Below are 19,416 nucleotides of genomic sequence, written 5' to 3'. Positions count from 1 at the left end.
AAGGGGAATGACGACCACTTTTTTGGAGGGATGACGATGTCGGATCGTAAAATTACTCAGATTTTATCCCATAATACCGTGATTGTAAGTAGTTCAGCGGGGACAAAGTCCATTCTTTTTGGAAGAGGGATCGGTTATATGAAGAAGCCGGGGATGGTCATTGACCATGAGGAAATTGCAGAGGAATATTTGCTGCTGCCTGTCTACCACGCCTCCAATGTCGCGATGAAGAGCTGCGTATAACAGAATCCATGGAATTCGATGATAACTGCCTGCATTGGCAGAACCTTATGGTTCTTGGTGCAGGCTTCTTTGTTTTTAATTCGGATCCAAAAATTACCTTTTTTGTAGGGGGATGTGGAATGGTACGACATCGCTTGCGCATATGCTTCTAGAGAAGTTCGATTTTAACCATTACATGAAGGAGTGAAAGTGAATGCCAACCCATGGCGACAGCTTAAAGTTTGGTGTTGTTCTCTGTAAACAGTGTAATGAAATCATTGACGAGATTGATGCGTACAAAGTAACGGTTCTGTACAGTCTGTGTGACGGTTGTGAAGTACACGAGCCAATGGAACCGACTGCGATAAGCCCGATGAAGTAAAATCTTCTTATCTGATATTCGAACTGTCTCTTCGCTGATATGCAATCGCTATCAATAAGAGAAGGGGGAGTATTCTATAGTTCATTATGAGAACCCCATGGAACCGGAGGTATCCATCATCGCAATGATTACGGCATTGGAGTGCGGCGTCACGATTTCTTCCCACGTCTTGTAACGAAGGTCTTCCGGTGAAATGCCGTGGATACCGGGATCGCCTGCCGTCGCATTGCGCCGTAAATTTTCTAGAATTGTACGCTTCTTATCGATGTTGGACATGATGCCGGTCTTGCGAATATCATTGAATCGAATTTCGGTTGTCTCGAGTTGATCTTTGTCTTTCTGCTGCAGATTAGGAAGCTCGAGTTCTTCGAATAACATCGTCTCCAGCTCTTCGATGCTGACTTCAGCCTCTACGAGGTCCTGGCCGGGCTGGTCGCCGGCTTTGTCCCCTTTGCCTGGGCCGCTCTTCGGATCGGTGCCAAGCACGTCGCCGACTTGACTGTCCCCATCCCCTTGACCGACATGCTTCTTCTTATTGTAGTTATAGATAAAGCGGAACTCATCCAGACTGCGGATCGGGACTTTAATGATTTGTTTGCCGTCTGACATGATAATGTTCTCTTCGGTGACGAGATCGGGCAAATTCTGTTTAATCGCGTCACGTACTTTTTGCTGATGGCGGGATTGATCTTGAAACCCTTTTCGATGCAAAGACCAGTCTTCTCGCGATACGATGGACATCACTTGATCCATTCTATCCATACAGGAACCCCTCCCCAAAAAAATCGTACGCGTGCTTGATTGCCTGTTAATCTAATATATTCAGAAGCACGAACGATATGTGACCGCATTCAGCGAGCGTGGATAAGGACGGATCGAATCATTGTCGTTTTCGTGGAGGATATGGAAAATTACGACGTTTTTTATTATGATAGAGGAGGTTAAGCTAAGTTTAAAATATGGAAAGCAGAAAAGGAGATTCGACCATGTTACGTAAGTACGTCGTGATCGGCAGTCTAAATTTACTTGTTGCCGTTGCTCTGGGCGCGTTTGGTGCTCATGGCTTGAAATCCATATTGACGGCATCACAGCTCAATACATATGAGACAGGCGTTCATTACCATATGATTCATGCGCTCGGGATCCTCGCGATTGCGCTACTGTCAGCGCATCTGAAGACGTCGCGCCAATTGCTTTGGTCAGGACGGCTACTATTCACGGGCATCATTCTATTCTCGGGAAGCCTATATCTGCTCAGCGTTACAGGCATTAAAATTCTTGGTATCATTACACCGCTCGGCGGCGTTGCATTCTTGCTCGGATGGTTGCTGCTAGCTGTAGCGGCTTTACGTAACTCATAGATAAAGAGAGGATCGTGCGCATGGAGGCGAAGAAGCAATCTTCTAATGACCAGCTGCTGAGGGCGATAATGGAATATTACCCGATCTCTGTGATTGAATTAGAGCTGAACGGGAAGATCGCAAATGCCAATCATCATACCTGTGAGTTAACCGGATATGAAGAATACGAATTAATCGGCATGGATTACCGGTTGTTGTTAAGTGATGAGAAAATTCATGCCAATAAATGCATCGAAGAGCGCCTTGTCCAAGGGAAGGCAACCCAGAAGGCGACTTACTTCGATGATAAGAATGGTCTTCGAATCGATCTGCAAATGGTGATCTATCCCTTGATGAAGGATGATCAGTTAGAACGTGTCGTGTTGATCAGTCAAGATGTAAGTGATCGGCGGCGGGTGAATGATCGAATTCGGTATATGTCCTATTACGATGATATGACAGGGCTGCCGAATCGGCGGTTGTTCTTGGAGCGGCTTACAGATTTGTTGGATGCAACACGTTCGGCAGATGTGGGTGTAGCAGTCGCTTATATGGATCTGGATCGGTTCAAGCTTGTGAATGATTCCTTCGGTCAGGATTTCGGGGATATGCTGCTGATGCAAATCGCTGAACGGTTGACTCGGATCGTGACAGAATACGACTTCGTTGCGAGAATGGATGGCGATGAGTTCATTTTCTACTTTGTGAACATTAGTACAGAGGAAGAGGCGCTTCAGAAGGGCAAGCAGATTGTTCAAGTACTGGACGATCCGTTTATCCTGAAGGATCAGCCGATCCATCTCACGGCGAGTATTGGCATATCGATGAGCCGAGGGCATCAAGGGGATGCGAGACAACTGATCAAACAAGCGGATATTGCCCTCTCGAGCGTGAAAAATAAAGGAAAGAACTTTTATCAGATGTACTCATCCGAGATGTCTACGAAATCGCTGGAGCGCCTAACCTTACAGCATGAATTGCGCAAAGCGATGAGGAATGGCGAGTTCCTGCTCTATTACCAGCCGCAAGTACATATGGAGACCGGACAAATTGTTGGCGCGGAAGCATTAATTCGCTGGAAGCATCCGGAGAAAGGGTTGATTCCGCCGGATCAGTTCATTCCACTGGCAGAGGAGAACGGGTTAATCGTTCCGATGGGCGAATGGGTGCTGGAAGAAGCATGCCGTCAGAATAAAGCTTGGCAGCAAGCCGGGTTGCCGTCGATTCCGATATCCGTGAATTTATCGATGCGCCAATTCCTTCTGCAGAATTTGAACGAGAAGGTGGGGCAGGTGCTGGAGAAGACGGGCCTTGAGGCGAAGTATCTCGACCTCGAGATCACGGAGAGCATGACGATGGACGTGAACCATGCATCCAATTGTCTGAAGGAGCTTCGCGAGCTGGGGGTTGGCATTAGTATTGACGATTTCGGTACCGGATACAGTTCCTTCAGTTATTTGAAAGATTTCTCAATCAATCGGCTCAAAATCGATCGGTCCTTTGTTCGCGGCATTATGGAAGACCGCAGCGCGGCGGCGATCGTAGCATCGATTATCGCGATGGCGCATCATTTGGATCTGCAAGTCATTGCCGAAGGGGTCGAATCGGTGGAACAGGTTGATTTCCTAAAGGCGCACAGCTGTGATGAAATTCAGGGTTACTACTATAGTCCGCCAGTGCCTGTCGGTAGAATTGAAGAGATGCTGACAGAGAATGTCATGGCATAATAGATAAAGGGAGCTCCTTCGAGGGGCTCCCTTTATCATTCCTTGGGCTTAGACAATAAACTCATCAATCTCTGTGAGATTGAGAATGTAGACTTGTTTCTCATCTACATGATAGACATGAATCATGGAACGGTTAGGATCAAAGTCAAGGATCCGGCCAGGAATGCTCTGCTGAATGCCGCGTCCTTTGTTCACGGTGAAGCGAATGAGCTTCGATTGGTGTATGGCTGCGAGGATAATGTCTTCGATAGAGAGCTGGATGTCCGTTGGATTTTTAGGCGATAGTGCTTGGGCCAAATCAACTTGGTTCAAGTAGCCTATTGGCTTAGATGTGTGTGATCGTGAATTGTTATCCATAATGCCTATGTGCCGCCTCCAACTTCGTAGATAAAGAGTAGTGCTATTGTACCACGATTCTCAAATCAGATGTAGAACTAAAATGGTTGAAACGCATATATTATAAAAGTCTCGACATGAAGGAGGCGATAAATGATGGTTCGGGTTGAACCGATTCAAATTGGCAGTGTGACCGTCATCGGGGTTGAAGTGAAATTACCGAAGACGACGCTGCTTGCTGTAACAACGGAGCGTGGCTACATTATGTGCGGCGCGCTCGATGTTGGACTCCTCAATGACAGATTGAAGGATCGGAACATTATTGCTGGTAGAGCTGTTGGCGTGAAAACCTTAACTGAATTGTTAGAAGCCCCGCTCGAGTCCGTGACCCATGAAGCAGATGCGATGGGTATCCATCCCGGCATGACGGGAAAAGATGCAATTCTTAAGATGGTATAGACCATTTGGTGACCAACCGGAAAAAGGTACAGTGGGGCTCATGAGGACATGAACCCCTTCTGTACCTTTCATTTTTTAGTTGAATAATTTCGGAAGATTCACATGGAAAGGAGGCTTGATGATCCCTTTTTCCGTAATAATAGCTGTGACATACTCATTCGGCGTGACGTCAAACGCAGGATTGAATACTTTGATATCCTGCGGCGCAGTGCGCTTTCCGAATCCTTCCGTAATCTCTGTATCCGGACGCTCCTCAATTGGAATATCCGCGCCGCTTGCTGTGTTCAGATCAATGGTCGAGAGCGGGCTTGCAACATAGAACGGAATGTTGTGCGCCTTGGCAAGAACCGCAACGCTGTACGTACCGATCTTGTTCGCGACATCCCCGTTCGCAGCGACGCGATCCGTGCCGACGATCACCGCTTGGATCCAACCTTTGGACATGACATAACCTGCCATATTGTCACAGATCAAGGTGACGTCGACGCCAGCTTGCCCAAGTTCGAAGGCTGTCAGACGAGCGCCTTGCAAGACAGGACGCGTCTCATCTGCGAACACTTTAAGATGCATGCCTTGTTCCTTCGCCAGATAGAACGGAGCTAACGCTGTACCGTATTTTGCTGTCGCGAGGCCACCGGCGTTACAATGCGTGAGCACGCCCATGCCATCTTCGAACAGGGTTAATGCGTGTTCTCCGATGCTTCGGCAGACTTCCTCATCCTCCGCCTGAATCTGATGCGCCTCGTGGAGGAGGGCAGCATTTCGACCTTCAAGTGTTGAGTCTTCCGAAGCAGCAGCTTCTGCACAACGTTTCATACGGTCAAGGGCCCAGAACAGATTGACGGCTGTTGGACGTGAAGTCGCTAGGTATTCTGCAGCCTTGAGCACCTCTTGCAGCCATGCAGCAGGCTCTTCTGTCTTCAATGCTCGTCCAGCAATCGCTACGCCGTATGCTGCAGCGATTCCGATTGCAGGTGCGCCGCGAACGGCGAGGTGACGGATCGCTTCCCAGACTTGTTCTACCGTTGTCAGAGGAAGCATGACGATCTCTTCCGGCAGCAATCGCTGATCCAATAAGTCTAGATGTGTTTCCGCCCAATGGACGGATTGCAAAGGTGCAGTCGTCATGATGCATGTACTCCTTCTATTGTTTGTTCTAGGGTATCAATGAGTAAGTCGAATGATTTCACTTGACGGTGCTCCATGATGAGCGTGCGGCCGATGGCAAGTGCCAGACGTTCAGTGCGTTCTTTCACAGCAGCATCGCTAATGGTATCGATATCTGCGACATGTGCGAGCCCAATCGTGCGGCGGATCATCTTGCAGCCTGCAAATCCAATCGCATCCTGCAATAACCGCTGCATGTAGAGATCCTGGTAGCCTGGTGTGTGCGCCAGCGGATCGACCGCATGCTCGTTCCACAGGGCGCGGAAGTTCGTATCGAATGTATCCCAGATATCACGTAGCGTCTCAACGAGATAATTACGATAAGACGCGCGAGCTTCGCTGGACTTGCTCCAGAATTCTTGACCGATGTAGTTCATGGCCAGGTTCGAGAGAACGGCGGCAATATCGAAGCCCATCGGCCCGTAATAAGCAAATTCGGGATCGATGACTTTGGTCGATTGTTCCGTAATGAAGATACTGCCTGTATGCAGATCACCATGTAACAGGGCTTGCGCAGAAGTGAGGAATTTCTCCCGCAATTGTGCGACTTCCAGCTTAAGCGCCTGATCGGCCCAGAGCGCTTCGACTGCGTCGCGGATGGCCGGATTGAAATTATTCGTCTCGCTATCTACATAGGGATCTGCGAAGATGAGATCCTCTGTAATTTTGCATAACTCGGGATTGATGAATTGCTTCACGGCTTCCTTCTTCGCCTGCTGGTTCATGCCAAGGTCGGAAGTGAAGAAGAGCGTTCTAGCAAGGAACTCGGCAATGTGGCCTGCGAACAATGGGTAACGATTGCCTTCGATTAAGCCTTTACGCATAATCGTATGATCGCTTAGATCTTCCATGATCGTCATCGCGAGCTCTGCATCATAGCGGTATACGGTAGGGACAAGGTTCGGACACAGCTTATGCTCAAGGATGAGTGCTTCGCTCTCAATTCTTGCACGGTCCAAGGTGAGCGGCCATGATTCCCCGACGACTTTGGCATAAGGAAGCGCCTGCTTGAGAATGATGCTCTTATCTGATGCTTCATCCGAGATATGAAAGACGAGATTCAGGTTGCCGTCTCCGATTTCACGGGCGGATAGATCGGCTTTTTCATGGAATAAATCAGGAATTTCTCTCGCGATTTGAATCGCTTCTTCGAGGGTTAAAGGATGATAAGCGGACACCTCTGCCCCACCTCCATAATTCAATATTCTCCCATTGGAATGGTATAGTTGTCCCTAAGTATACTGGATTCACAACAATGTTAAAATAGTTAAATTGTGACGATGTGACAAAAGTCGCGGCGCAATTTCAGGAGATTTGCTCACGAAAGATGAACTCTTGTCGAAATCAAGGTATAATGGACATATTGCTGGTGAGAAAGGCGGTAATGGAATGGAGTATAACGCACAACCCATCGCATTAAAGGAGTGGGCCGTTGCGATCGAAGCTCTCGCTTCAGGCAAGCAGATCCTGTTGATGCGCAAAGGCGGAATCGTAGAAGAGACAAGGCATTTTGAACTGAAGAGCCCGTCCTTTTATGTCTATCCTACCTATGAGCATCAGCGAAGAGAGCTGCTGAAGGAGGCGAGTCAATCCGATATCGATGTGACGCTGGCCGAGTGGTCGCCGGACGATACGCAAGTGACACTTCGTTTATATGCTGAGGTTGTCGAAGATATCGAAATTCATGATCAGGAGATGCTGAATCGGCTTCGCGATTTTCATATCTGGACCGATCACTTCGCCGAAGAACGTCTGAAGTGGAAGAAGAAACTTCCGCTCCATGTATTGCTCTTGCGTGTCTATAAGGTAGATCCGGGACTTAAGATTGCGATCGAAGAAGAGTACCTGGGCTGCAAGTCATGGGTCAATCTGCCGAGTCAGGTGGCGACGGTGGACCGAAATCGATTCGAACCTGTCTTATCGGACGAAGCGTTTCAAGAGCAGGTTGCAAGAATACGAAAAGCGCTAGCAGTGTGAATGACGTTCTAATCTTACAAGGCATGTTAAACTGTGTCCCTGAAGTCGATTTCATTGCTTTCAAGTTGAAAATAAAGTAAAATTACAGTTGATAATCAGTGAGAATCACTTTAGAATGATTATAAAGTAAGATTTGTTTTGAAGTACAAAAAATAATATAGATGCTTGAAGGGAGTACCAAACACATGGCAACACATTTCAAAATTGATGGTTTGAAGGCTGAGATTGAAGGAAAAGAAATTCTAAAAGGTCTTAGCTTAGAGATTAAAGGCGGCGAGATTCATGCGATCATGGGTCCGAATGGTACAGGTAAGAGTACATTAGCTTCTGCATTGATGGGGCATCCTAAATATGAAGTGACTGAAGGAAGCGTAGAACTTAATGGCGAAGACGTGCTTGAAATGGCTGTTGACGAGCGCGCTCGTGCAGGTCTATTCCTTGCAATGCAGTACCCAAGCGAAATCGCAGGTGTAACGAACTCCGACTTCTTGCGCAGTGCAATCAATGCTCGCCGCGAAGAAGGCAACGAAATCTCCTTGATCAAGTTCATTCGCCAAATGGAAGGCAAAATGAAAGAACTTGAGATGAACCCTGAGTTCGCGCATCGTTATTTGAACGAAGGTTTCTCCGGCGGTGAGAAGAAACGTAACGAAATCCTCCAAATGATGCTGCTTGATCCAAGCATTGTGATCCTTGATGAGATCGACTCCGGTCTTGATATTGATGCGCTCAAAATTGTAGCAAACGGTGTGAATACAATGCGCAGCGAAGATCGCGGATTCTTGATCATTACGCACTACCAACGTCTACTTAACTACATCAAACCAGACTTCGTACACGTTATGATGCAAGGACGCATCGTGAAATCCGGCGGTCCTGAGCTAGCAGAGCGTCTTGAGAACGAAGGCTATGACTGGGTTAAAGAAGAGCTCGGCATTGTTGACGAAACGGTAGGTCAAGAAGCTTAATCGATAGAAGCGAATAGAGGAGGAGCTAAGAAGATGACAACACAAACAATCCTTCCTATTGACCGTGAGACGTTAGCGGCGTTGTCGCAAAGCAACAATGAGCCAGCTTGGCTATCGGCGTTACGTTTGGAAGCTTTGGAGCTTGCAGGTCAATTGGAATTACCCGTAGTAGAGAAACAAAAAATTAGCCGTTGGAACTTAGATGCCTACGGAACCTATACGAAATCCGCAGCGATTCAATCGCTTAGCGAATTGCCGGAATCGTTGCAATCCCTCGTGAAGTTAGAAGAGAACAGCAGTGTTCTGGTACAACGCAATTCGAGTGTTGTGTTTCAGCAATTGTCTGCTGATCTAGCTGCGAAAGGTGTTATTTTCACAGATTTGCAGACAGCTGTAGAGAAACACGCAGATTTGGTGCAGAAATATCTATTCCAAGCTGTGAAGAAGGATGAGAACCGTCTTGCAGCCTTGCATACGGCATTATGGAACGGCGGCGTATTCGTCTATGTTCCGAAAAATGTAGAAGTGGAATTGCCTTTACAGGCCGTATTGATGGCGGATGACGCAGCAGCAACTTTCGCACCGCACGTATTGTTAATCGCAGATTCGAACAGCCGTGTTACGTATGTAGATAACTACTTGTCGACAGATGCCATCGCATTAGATCAAGTGGTTCATAACGGTGTTGTTGAAGTATTCGTCAACGCTGGCGCACATGTGCGTTTTGCTTCGGTTCATCACTTGAATGCTACGAACGTTACATACCGCCGCGCTGTGGTAGAGAACGACGGACGCATTGAGTGGATTATCGGTGAGATGCACAATGGTAATGCGGTATCGGAGACGATGTCCGTGCTTAAAGGCAACGGTTCTTCCTCGGATGCGAAAGTGATCTGTGCCGGTACGAACGACCAGAAGCTTAGCATCACAACAAAAGCTGTTCATTTCGGTAAAAGCTCTGACAGCCAAATGTTCACGCGTGCTGTCATGCGCGATCAAGCAAGTTCGATCATCAACGGGATTACAAAAATTGAGAAGGGCGCAACGAAAGCGAACGGCGAGCAGACAGAGAAAGTTCTTATGCTTAGCCCGAAAGCACGCGGAGACGCGAACCCGATCCTTCTCATTGACGAAGATGATGTAACAGCAGGACACGCGGCGTCGGTTGGACAAGTAAACCCTGAGCAAGTTTATTACTTAATGTCTCGCGGCATTTCGAAGCAAGATGCTGAACGCTTGATTATTCATGGATTCCTTGCTCCGGTTATTTCCGAGATTCCGCTTGAGAATGTTCAAGAACAACTTCGCAGCTTGATGGAAAGGAAGTTAGGACAATGAACAGTGCGCAAATTCGTAAGCTCTTCCCGATCTTAGACCAGGAAGTTAACGGACATCCACTCGTCTACCTCGATAGTGCGGCTTCTTCACAGAAGCCGATCTCGGTCATTGAAGCGGTGAAGCAATACTATGAGCATGATAATGCCAATGTGCATCGCGGCGTTCACACGCTAGGATCTCGTGCCACAGACGCTTACGAAGGCGCGCGTGAGAAAGTGGCTCGATTCATTAACGCGAAACGCTCAGAAGAGATTATTTTCACGCGTGGAACGACCACAGCACTAAACCTAGTCGCAAGCTCCTACGCAAGGCTCAACTGCCAGGCAGGAGACGAGATTGTGATTACACCGATGGAACATCACAGTAATCTGATCCCTTGGCAGCAAGCGGCCAAAGCGACAGGAGCTACGCTCAAATATATTCCTTTGCAGCCGGATGGAACGATCCGATTGTCTGATGTTGAAGAGGTCATTACGGATCGTACGAAGGTTGTCTCGATGACTTACGTGTCCAATGTGCTTGGCACGCTGAACCCGGTGAAGCAGGTCGCTGAAATTGCACACCGCCATGGTGCGGTGATGGTCGTGGATGGCGCACAGAGTACACCGCACATGAAGGTGGATGTACAGGATCTAGACTGTGATTTCTATGCTTTTTCAGGTCACAAGATGTGTGCTCCGACAGGGATCGGCGTATTATATGGGAAGAAGTCTCTACTGAACAACATGGAGCCGATCGAATTCGGCGGTGAAATGATTGATGAAGTTGGGCTTTATGAGTCGACATGGAAAGAGATTCCTTATCGTTTTGAAGGCGGAACTCCGATCATTGCAGGGGCGGTTGGTCTTGGTGCAGCCATCGATTTCCTTGAGGAGATCGGGATGGATGAGATTGAACGTCATGAGCAGCAGCTCACAGCATATGCGATGAACCGCTTATCCGAAATTGAAGGCGTAACGATCTATGGACCACAGAAACGTGCAGGTCTCGTTACGTTCAATCTTGGCGATGTTCATCCGCATGATGTTGCAACGGTGCTGGATGCGCAGGGAATCGCGATTCGTGCAGGCCATCATTGCTGCCAGCCGCTGATGCGTTGGCTGGAAGCAAGTTCTACAGCACGCGCGAGTCTTTATCTGTATAATACAGAGGAAGACGTAGACCGCTTAGTGAAGGGTCTAATCCAGACGAAGGAGTATTTTGGCTATGCAATTGGATGATTTATACCGTCGAGTAATTATGGATCATTATAAAAATCCGCGTAATCGTGGAACATTCAATGAGGATGCGGTAACGATTAACTTGAACAATCCGACCTGTGGTGACAAGATTTCGCTGCAGCTTCAAATGAATGGCGATGTCGTCAAGGCTGCTAAATTTTCTGGCGAGGGCTGCTCCATCAGTTTGTCTTCGGCGTCAATGATGACAGAAGCTGTCAAAGGGAAGACGATTACAGAGGCGTTGGACCTTGCAGATCGTTTCTCTGGGTTGATGAAAGGCGAAGCGGTGGAGTTCGAGGAACTCGAAGATATCGAAGCGTTGTCTGGGGTGAATAAGTTCCCAGCACGTATCAAATGTGCGACATTAGCGTGGAATGCCTTGCGTAAAGGGATTGAACACGATCATCAAAAATAGAACAAGAATAAGGTAAAGGGTGGTGTATCTCGCATGGCAAAGAAAATGCCTGAAATGGAAGAGTATAAGTACGGCTTTCGCGATGAGCACAAAGCGGTTTTCCAAACTGGTAAAGGTCTAACAGAGGAAATCGTTCGTGAAATTTCGAAAATCAAAGATGAGCCAGAGTGGATGTTGGACTTCCGTCTGAAATCATTGAAACAATTCGAGAAGATGGCGATGCCGAAATGGGGCGGCGATCTGGATGATCTAGACTTTAACGACATCCAATATTATGTTCGTCCTTCAGAGAAGCAAGGGAAGACATGGGAAGAGGTTCCTGCAGAGATTAAGGAAACGTTCGATAAGCTGGGTATTCCAGAAGCCGAGCAGAAGTTCCTGGCAGGGGTATCTGCTCAATACGAATCTGAGGTTGTCTATCACAGCATGCAGAAGGATCTTGAAGATCAAGGCGTTATCTTCATGGATACCGATACAGCCCTTCGTGAGCATCCAGAGATTTTCAAAGAATACTTCGCTACGGTTATTCCGGCTGCAGATAACAAATTCGCAGCATTGAACAGTGCGGTATGGTCCGGCGGAAGCTTCATTTACGTTCCAAAAGGCGTTAAATGTGAAATTCCACTTCAAGCCTACTTCCGGATTAACTCCGAGAACATGGGTCAGTTCGAGCGTACATTGATCATCGCGGATGAAGACAGCTTCGTACACTACGTAGAAGGCTGTACAGCACCGATCTACAGCACGAACTCGCTGCATAGTGCGGTGGTTGAGATCGTATGTCGTAAGAACGCTCGCGTTCGTTACACGACGATTCAGAACTGGGCGCCGAACATCTACAACCTCGTAACCAAACGTGCGGTTGCAGAAGAGAATGCGACGATGGAGTGGGTTGACGGGAACATCGGTTCCAAGTTGACGATGAAATATCCAGCGGTAATCTTGAAAGGCCGCGGCGCGAAAGGCAGCGTATTGTCCATCGCGGTTGCTGGTAAAGGCCAACACCAAGATGCAGGGGCGAAAATGATCCACCTTGCACCAGATACAACGTCTACGATCGTATCGAAATCGATCAGTAAGCATGGCGGTAAAGTAACGTACCGTGGTCTTGCATCCTTCGGACGTAATTCGGAAGGCTCCAAAGCGAACATTAAATGTGATACGCTGATTCTGGATAACGAGTCGACATCAGATACAATTCCATACAATGAAATCATGAATGATAACATCACGCTTGAGCATGAGGCAACGGTATCCAAAGTATCGGAAGACCAATTGTTCTACTTGATGAGCCGTGGCTTAAGCGAGTCGGAAGCGACGCAAATGATCGTCATGGGCTTCATTGAGCCATTCACGAAAGAGTTGCCAATGGAGTACGCTGTCGAGATGAACCGTCTCATCAAGTTCGAGATGGAAGGTTCTATCGGTTAAGATTCGAACCATAGACATAACGAGAGCCGCCCTTCTTCACGAAGGGCGGCTTGTTGTTTGTTATGTATTCAAGTTGTTGCGATTCTCTTGCGCATCGCTGCTGCTAGAATATCGCTATGTAGGTCGCATCACATATATATTTCGATGATTTCCAAGGAATGATCCATCGAGAGGTCGACGAAGTGATCTTCCAGATGGATAAGCGGGCGGAAATAGTCCGAGTTGTTCGTCATGACGATTTTCCCGGTCTGGCCCGAGTTCAACAAGACGCTCTTGCCGATGAAGTTCGGAATCATATGCGAGATGAAGATGTGTGTTATGGTAGGATCCAGCTTTGTGAAGCTCATCTCATGAAGCTCCTTCAAGACCGACAAGAGATCTCGTTTCTGCTGATAGACCCGTTCTGTAATCATCGCACAATAGACATCTGCAACGCCCACGATCTTCGAGTAAGGATGAATATTCGATCCAAGCAGATGGTAAGGATATCCGCTTCCATCCATTCGTTCATGGTGCTGCAGAGCAACAATCGCAATGGAATATGGATAAATGGAATTGCGAATAATCTCATACCCATGGATCGTATGCTGTGTCATCATTCGGAATTCATAATCCGTAAGACGGCCAGGTTTATTTAAGATTGCGTCATCAATGCGGCACTTGCCAATATCGTGTAGATAACCCGCCTTACCGATCAACTGGGCTTCATCTTCGGCATATCCCATCCAAGTAGCAATAAAATAGGAAAGGAGACCGACTTGAATCGAATGCTGGAGCGTGTAGTCATTCTTGCCGTTCAGCATCAGCAGCAGATTCACGACATCGCGTTGCTCTTTGATTTCATTTGTGAGCGGAATGAACGTATCTTGGACAATCTCGTCATTGATGTACCCATTCTCGAGCGCTTCCTCGAATAAGGTGCTCGTCCCTAAGATCGAATGATCGAATAGTGGCTTAATCGCTTGTAAAGAATCTACGGAATACGTATTTAATAAGGGTGTCTCAGGTTCGATATGCTCTTTGGGTTCGATATCTACATATTCAACCTGATGTAATAGAAGTTTAGAGATTTCTTGGGAACTAAGAATCGTTCCGCGCGATAGAACATGGAGTCCGTAGGAATTAAACGTATCGTTCTTAAGCCGATCTCCGATGCCTAAATCCATGACATGCACTCGCATGGGGTTGCCCACCTTTTTCACATTATGAGGTATGGTTCGAATAGGAAGAAAACATTAAGTTCATTCTATCACAAATGAAAAAAATGACAATCAATGTGTCTTTTTGTCGAAAAAAACGCGACTATTGTTCTAAGACTTTCGTATCTTGTTGATTTGTGATTTGGATTGATTTGGATTCCGCTTGGGTTCTGAGGACCTAGTTAAAGTTCTTCCTAAGCAGAACCGTCTTCCCATATTCTGTTTTTCCAATAGGGAGGATTGCTTGAGTTATTGGAAGAGCGACTTAGGAATATCCATAAGGATACCCGTATCCTAAAACGCAGGATAATGGTATGCTAAGACTTGGGCGTAAATGTAAAATGATTGGTAGATTCATTCCTTTCAATAACGGGATCAAGGCGACAGCGAAGTTAATCTATGCCTACGCATCGCGTACATAATAATAGATGGGTCTAAGGAGAATTTATGGATAAAGAAAGACGTAGCTTTGTGCTGTTCCATTCGAATGATATTCATAGCCATCTGGAGCAAGCAGCTAGAATCGCAACGGTCATTGATCAGGAACGTCAGATGCGTCCTTCCGATGAATTGATTATTCTGGATATCGGCGACCATATGGACCGGATGCGAATGGAGACGGAAGGCAGCAACGGGGCTGTCAACGTTCAGATTTTAAATCAGATTGGTTATGAAGCAGTCGTGTTAGGTAATAATGAAGGATTAACTTATACCCCGGAGATCATGAAAAAAGTATACTCGGACCAAGCGACCTTCCGGATTGTTGGCAGCAATATACGAGAGATGACTAGCGGTGAAGTGCCAGATTGGATGCTGCCGTATGACATTTTGCATAAAGGGGATTTACGCATTGGTCTGATTGGTGTCACAGCCGCATTTACGGAGTTTTATGATTTACTCGGTTGGCATGTGCTGCATCCTTACGATGTTGTCGCGGAGCTGTCTGCCTTCCTGCGCCCTCAAGTCGATTTGCTCGTCGTCATGTCACATCTTGGAATCGTACATGATCGCGCGATTGCAGAGCGTACCCACGGAATTGATCTGATTCTAGGCGGACATACGCACCACTTGTTCGAGCAAGCAGAGAAAATCGGAAATACCTACGTCTGTGCAGCTGGGAAATTTGGTTCCCATCTGGGGCGTATTGAAATAGAGTTCGAATTCGAATCAAGACGCTGCATCATCAAGCGAGCTGAAGCGCTGTCTGTGGCGGAGGTTCCTCCAGATCCTTTGATTCTATCCATTATTGAGCAGTATGGCGTGATAGCTAACAAGAACTTAAGTCAGGTCGCTGCACGACTGGATCGAGCATTACCTGTGGCTGTGGAAGAGGAATCACCACTTGCGAACTTGCTCGCTGCAGCGCTGAAAGCATGGACCGGTGCGGAAATTGGCCTCACGAATACGGGGCAATTGCTGGATTCGCTCGAAGCGGGCGATATTACCCTTGAAATGCTGCATCGCATTTGTCCATCGCCGATTAATCCTTGTCTGTTACGGTTGACTGGTGCTCAAATTCTGCAATCGCTAGAGGAGTCGCTTCTTCCCGAATTTCAGCAGCGTGCCATTCGAGGATTTGGATTCCGCGGGAGAGTACTTGGTACACTAGCTGTGGACGGCCTGGAAATCCATTACGATCTGAACCAGCCGCCTTATGAACGGATTCAAGAAGTGATGGTATCCGGCACGGGAAACCGCCTGCAGAAGGAGGAAATCTATCAAGTCGCCACACTTGATATGTTCACATTCGGTGTAGGATATATGGCACTGAAGGATGGGACGGATCGGCGGTACTATTTACCGGAGTTCATTCGAGATCTGCTCGCCTGGGCGTTAAGTCAGGAAGCGATGCTATCCAATTGCCAAGCGAAGCGCTGGCATGCATTACAGATGTAAGAGATTAGCTTTCTTTTTTATTTCATTATTTTATACAGAAAAGAGGAGTACGAACCAATATGGATTCCATTTTAGTAGCGATTATTCTCGGGATTGTCGAGGGTCTGACAGAATTTATTCCAGTCTCATCCACAGGTCACATGATTCTAACCGACAAGATCATTCATCCCAATGTCCCGCGTGACATTCTTAGCTCGTTCGAAGTCATCATTCAGCTTGCAGCGATTCTAGCAATTGCGATTGTCTACCGTGAGCGGCTTTTCCGGTTATTTGGATTGAAAAAAGCACCTGCAACGCCAGCTACGACGACAACGGGAGGTCGTGTGCGTAAATCGCAATTGAACTTAATTCACGTCTTTCTCGGGATTGCACCTGCGTTAATTACCGCTTTTTTCGCAAAAGACTATATCAAGAGTAAGTTCGATTCTCCGTCTACAGTCTTATGGGCACTTGTTGTTGGTGCATTGTTTCTCTTATTCGCAGAGTTCTTCTCGCGCAGTCGTGTGAAAATTACGGCGAAAGACATGGATGACATGACGTACAAGCAAGCGCTCCTCGTCGGGATCTATCAGATCTTGTCCGTGGTATGGCCTGGATTTAGCCGTTCCGGTTCGACGATGGCCGGAGGGATGTTAAGCGGTCTCAGCTACAAAGCAGCAGCCGATTTCTCCTTCTTAATGGCGATTCCGATTATGTGTGCGGCCTCAGGATATGAGCTGCTAAAGAATTATAAGGTGATTCTTAACGGTGACTGGATGTTCTTCCTCGTCGGGTTTATTGTCTCTTTCGTCGTGGCATACATTGTTGTTGTCGCATTCTTGAAGTATATTCAGAAGATTCAACTGCGTCACTTCGCCTATTATCGACTCATCGTCGCATTCTTGTTTTGGTTCTTTATCCTGCGTTAATAAGCGAAAAATCATCTGGGTATTATGATCGAAGTTGTAGAACTGATGCTGTAAATATGTCATAATAGGATGGTTAATCATTTTCATAATCGTTGATATGAATCTTTATACAGATCAGAGGTTTTTAATTTGCGACTAATGCCTATTCAATTTTGTCAACCAGGCATGAAGCTTGGGAAAAAGATATATAACGAGGATGGACTCGTTCTCTTATCAGAGCATATTGAGCTGACTCAGTCAATGATCCTGCGGCTTGAGCAGCTCGGGCTCCGATACTTGTACATAGAAGATGCAAGAACAGACGATATTCGCATTCCTGAATTAATCTCGGAAGAGACGAAGCGAGAATCGATGCATGAGATCCGCAAGAACTTCCGTGAGTTAATGAATCAACCTTTTTCAGAGAAGCAATCGGCATACCCGAGTCTTGGGAAAAACTTCCGCAAAGTCATTACGAATCTGATCGATGATCTGAGCAGTCATGAAGATGCCATGATTATGCTGTCGGATATCAATTCAACGGACTTCTATTTATATCGTCATTCTTTGAATGTGTGCATCTATACGGTTATGATGGCTCTGTCAAAAGGCTATAACACGGAAGATTTAACGACGATCGCACTCGGCGCGCTGCTGCATGACATAGGGAAGACTCAAATCCCGATGGAAGTGCTCCTCAAGCCGGATAAATTAACGAATGAGGAATATCGCATTATTCAACAGCATACTGAATTAGGGTATCGCATTCTGAAAGATGAAGCGAACATTCCGTTACTCGCAGCCCATTGTGCATTTCAACATCATGAGCGAATTGACGGGACAGGATACCCACGAGGGATTAAAGGCGTAGAGATTCATGAGTTTTCCAAAATGATCGGCATCGTCGATTCGTATGATGCGATGACAAGCCATCGCATTTATCGTTCCGCGATGATGCCACATCAAGCATTAGAAATTCTCTACACAGGATCAGGTACGCTCTATGAGCAGGGGATGCTCGAACTGTTCCGCGATCGGATCGCTATCTATCCGATTGGTGTTACGGTCAAATTGAATACAGGTGAGATCGGTGTCGTTGTTGATTTGAATTCAACGTCTCCACAGCGGCCGATTATCCGGATTCTATATGATACGGATGGACAGGAGCTTAGCTCGATTTATGATGTTGATTTGTCTGTGAAACTCAATTTAATGATTGTTGCTGTTTTAACGGGCGGAGCATAAAACCTGGACATGGGACCAGGTTTTTTTAGATCAATACGAAGTGTAGGGGGAAATAGACATGCAAGCAAGAAGCATTTTATCATCAGAACAAACGAGAACACTGCCTGTGTTATCACCGGCATATGACCCTTGGGATCCCATTCGCTCACTTGAACAATACGGCAAACATGTATTGACGAGTGTCGAATTTACGATAACGAATTTATGCAATATGCGCTGTGAACACTGTGCTGTCGGCGATTCGCTAACCGTCATTGAGCCGGACAAAATTCCGCTAACGAAGCTGCTCAAAGCGTTGGATGAAGTCGAACATTTGGAGACGATAAGTATTACAGGCGGTGAGCCAACCTTCCATAAGAAGACGGTTCAGGATTACATGGTGCCGCTCCTCAAATATGCTCGTGAGCGCGGGGTTCGTTCGCAGATTAACTCGAATTTAACATTAGACTATGATCGTTACGCGGTTCTCGCACCCTATTTGGATGTTATGCATATCTCCTTTAACTACGTGAGTCCAGAAGACTTTCATACCGTTGGGTTCAAACATGCAGGACATTCCGTAAGCCTAGAGGCAGCTACGAAGCTGTATGATCGGATGATTGAGAATACGCGTCGTCTTAGCAGTGAAGGAATGTTCATCTCCGCGGAGTCGATGATTAATTATCGTACCCATCATAAAATTACCGAGATTCATGAATTGATCCGTGAGATGGGCTGTCTCCGGCATGAAGTGCATCCGATGTATCCTTCTTCGTTCGCCTCTGATCTTCCGGTACTGTCGCAAGCGGAGATGCGTGCAGCAATACATCGATTGCTTGATACGCGAGATCAGAATATGTGGATGCTGTTCGGGACGCTGCCGTTCTACGCATGCAACGAGAATGAAGAAGATCAAGCGCTGCTGCGTCGTCTTCGAACCGAGCCGAATGTAACACTTCGCAACGATCCGGATGGACGTAATCGTGTGAATCTGAATGCTTTTACGGGCGATGTATTCGTGACGGATTTTGCAGATATCCCTCCATTTGGTAATATGGAAACAGAGAAGCTTGATGATATCTTCAACCGTTGGTTGTATGATCACCCGCTCAATCAACGGATCAATTGTCACTGTAGTGCAGCCAAATGCTGCGGACCGAATTTATTGGTCGCAGATATGTATTATAAGAATGTTGATTTCAAATCAAGAAAAGCAATCATCTAGATT

At 46.8% G+C, this 19,416-nt stretch carries 19 protein-coding genes and 1 pseudogene; 15 read left to right on the top strand and 5 right to left on the bottom strand.

Going from position 1 to position 19,416, the window contains the following annotated elements; all coding sequences use genetic code 11:
* The first annotated feature begins 36 nt into the window (after positions 1–36).
* The gene (locus tag GCU39_RS17525) at positions 37–243 is read left to right on the top strand and encodes a CAT RNA binding domain-containing protein (protein ID WP_152394697.1); all 207 of its coding nucleotides are present in this window, start codon (positions 37–39) and stop codon (positions 241–243) included.
* 193 nt (positions 244–436) lie between these two features.
* Positions 437–604, top strand: a complete 168-nt coding sequence (locus GCU39_RS17520; RefSeq protein ID WP_152394696.1) for a GapA-binding peptide SR1P — start codon at positions 437–439, stop codon at positions 602–604.
* Between the two features lie 93 nt (positions 605–697).
* On the opposite strand, the pseudogene GCU39_RS17515 reads toward GCU39_RS17520, so the two are convergent.
* A pseudogene (locus GCU39_RS17515) lies at positions 698–1,357 on the bottom strand (DUF444 family protein); the annotation flags it as partial.
* Between the two features lie 233 nt (positions 1,358–1,590).
* Between GCU39_RS17515 and GCU39_RS17510 the strand changes: the two are divergent.
* Positions 1,591–1,965: a DUF423 domain-containing protein gene (locus GCU39_RS17510; RefSeq protein WP_152394695.1), complete on the top strand. Its 375-nt coding sequence runs from the start codon at positions 1,591–1,593 to the stop codon at positions 1,963–1,965.
* 20 nt (positions 1,966–1,985) lie between these two features.
* Positions 1,986–3,671, top strand: coding sequence for a sensor domain-containing protein (locus tag GCU39_RS17505; RefSeq protein ID WP_152394694.1), 1,686 nt, complete (start codon positions 1,986–1,988; stop codon positions 3,669–3,671).
* Between the two features lie 48 nt (positions 3,672–3,719).
* On the opposite strand, the gene GCU39_RS17500 is transcribed toward GCU39_RS17505, so the two are convergent.
* Positions 3,720–4,028 (bottom strand): hypothetical protein, encoded by a 309-nt coding sequence (locus GCU39_RS17500; RefSeq protein ID WP_152394693.1) that lies wholly within the window; start codon positions 4,026–4,028, stop codon positions 3,720–3,722.
* Positions 4,029–4,163: 135 nt separating this feature from the next.
* Here GCU39_RS17500 and GCU39_RS17495 point away from each other — a divergent pair, with 135 nt between their 5' ends.
* A complete protein-coding gene (locus GCU39_RS17495) occupies positions 4,164–4,466 on the top strand; it encodes a YunC family protein (protein ID WP_152397304.1) in 303 nt (100 codons plus the stop codon).
* Positions 4,467–4,541: 75 nt separating this feature from the next.
* Here GCU39_RS17495 and mtnA read toward each other — a convergent pair whose 3' ends face one another.
* Positions 4,542–5,594: an S-methyl-5-thioribose-1-phosphate isomerase gene (gene mtnA, locus GCU39_RS17490; protein ID WP_152394692.1), complete on the bottom strand. Its 1,053-nt coding sequence runs from the start codon at positions 5,592–5,594 to the stop codon at positions 4,542–4,544.
* Positions 5,591–6,811, bottom strand: coding sequence for an S-methyl-5-thioribose kinase (gene mtnK, locus GCU39_RS17485; RefSeq protein ID WP_152394691.1), 1,221 nt, complete (start codon positions 6,809–6,811; stop codon positions 5,591–5,593). The genes mtnA and mtnK overlap by 4 nt, the downstream gene beginning before the upstream one ends.
* A gap of 211 nt (positions 6,812–7,022) precedes the next feature.
* Here mtnK and GCU39_RS17480 point away from each other — a divergent pair, with 211 nt between their 5' ends.
* From GCU39_RS17480 to sufB, 6 genes are all read left to right on the top strand, one after another.
* The gene (locus GCU39_RS17480) at positions 7,023–7,610 is read left to right on the top strand and encodes a DUF1802 family protein (protein ID WP_152397303.1); all 588 of its coding nucleotides are present in this window, start codon (positions 7,023–7,025) and stop codon (positions 7,608–7,610) included.
* A 185-nt stretch (positions 7,611–7,795) separates the two neighbouring features.
* The gene (gene sufC / locus GCU39_RS17475) at positions 7,796–8,578 is read left to right on the top strand and encodes a Fe-S cluster assembly ATPase SufC (RefSeq protein WP_152394690.1); all 783 of its coding nucleotides are present in this window, start codon (positions 7,796–7,798) and stop codon (positions 8,576–8,578) included.
* 33 nt (positions 8,579–8,611) lie between these two features.
* Positions 8,612–9,916 carry a Fe-S cluster assembly protein SufD gene (gene sufD, locus GCU39_RS17470; RefSeq protein WP_152394689.1) on the top strand — a complete coding sequence of 435 codons (1,305 nt, stop codon included), beginning with the start codon at positions 8,612–8,614 and terminating at the stop codon, positions 9,914–9,916.
* Entirely contained in the window at positions 9,913–11,136 is a 1,224-nt protein-coding gene (locus GCU39_RS17465; RefSeq protein ID WP_152394688.1) for a cysteine desulfurase, read from the top strand. Before sufD ends, GCU39_RS17465 begins: the two co-directional genes overlap by 4 nt.
* On the top strand, positions 11,123–11,551 hold the full coding sequence (gene sufU / locus GCU39_RS17460; protein WP_152394687.1) for a Fe-S cluster assembly sulfur transfer protein SufU: 429 nt from the start codon (positions 11,123–11,125) through the stop codon (positions 11,549–11,551). Before GCU39_RS17465 ends, sufU begins: the two co-directional genes overlap by 14 nt.
* 33 nt (positions 11,552–11,584) lie before the next feature.
* Positions 11,585–12,982, top strand: coding sequence for a Fe-S cluster assembly protein SufB (gene sufB, locus GCU39_RS17455; RefSeq protein WP_152394686.1), 1,398 nt, complete (start codon positions 11,585–11,587; stop codon positions 12,980–12,982).
* 128 nt (positions 12,983–13,110) lie between these two features.
* Here the strand turns inward: sufB and GCU39_RS17450 are convergent, their stop codons facing one another.
* Positions 13,111–14,163 (bottom strand): HD-GYP domain-containing protein, encoded by a 1,053-nt coding sequence (locus GCU39_RS17450; RefSeq protein ID WP_152394685.1) that lies wholly within the window; start codon positions 14,161–14,163, stop codon positions 13,111–13,113.
* A 465-nt stretch (positions 14,164–14,628) separates the two neighbouring features.
* On the opposite strand from GCU39_RS17450, the gene GCU39_RS17445 reads away from it, so the two are divergent.
* From GCU39_RS17445 to yfkAB, 4 genes are all read left to right on the top strand, one after another.
* Positions 14,629–16,077: a bifunctional metallophosphatase/5'-nucleotidase gene (locus GCU39_RS17445; RefSeq protein ID WP_152394684.1), complete on the top strand. Its 1,449-nt coding sequence runs from the start codon at positions 14,629–14,631 to the stop codon at positions 16,075–16,077.
* Positions 16,078–16,136: 59 nt separating this feature from the next.
* Positions 16,137–16,985 (top strand): undecaprenyl-diphosphate phosphatase, encoded by an 849-nt coding sequence (locus GCU39_RS17440; RefSeq protein WP_152394683.1) that lies wholly within the window; start codon positions 16,137–16,139, stop codon positions 16,983–16,985.
* 129 nt (positions 16,986–17,114) lie between these two features.
* Complete coding sequence (locus GCU39_RS17435; protein WP_152394682.1) at positions 17,115–18,209, top strand: HD-GYP domain-containing protein; 1,095 nt, start codon at positions 17,115–17,117, stop codon at positions 18,207–18,209.
* A 58-nt stretch (positions 18,210–18,267) separates the two neighbouring features.
* Complete coding sequence (yfkAB, locus tag GCU39_RS17430; protein ID WP_152394681.1) at positions 18,268–19,413, top strand: radical SAM/CxCxxxxC motif protein YfkAB; 1,146 nt, start codon at positions 18,268–18,270, stop codon at positions 19,411–19,413.
* The last annotated feature ends 3 nt before the right edge of the window (positions 19,414–19,416 follow it).

Origin of the sequence: Paenibacillus guangzhouensis, assembly GCF_009363075.1 — a bacterium.
GTDB lineage: Bacteria > Bacillota > Bacilli > Paenibacillales > Paenibacillaceae > Paenibacillus_K > Paenibacillus_K guangzhouensis.
The sequence above is the reverse complement of the archived record's forward strand: the minus strand, read 5'-3'. Positions and strand labels throughout refer to the sequence as shown.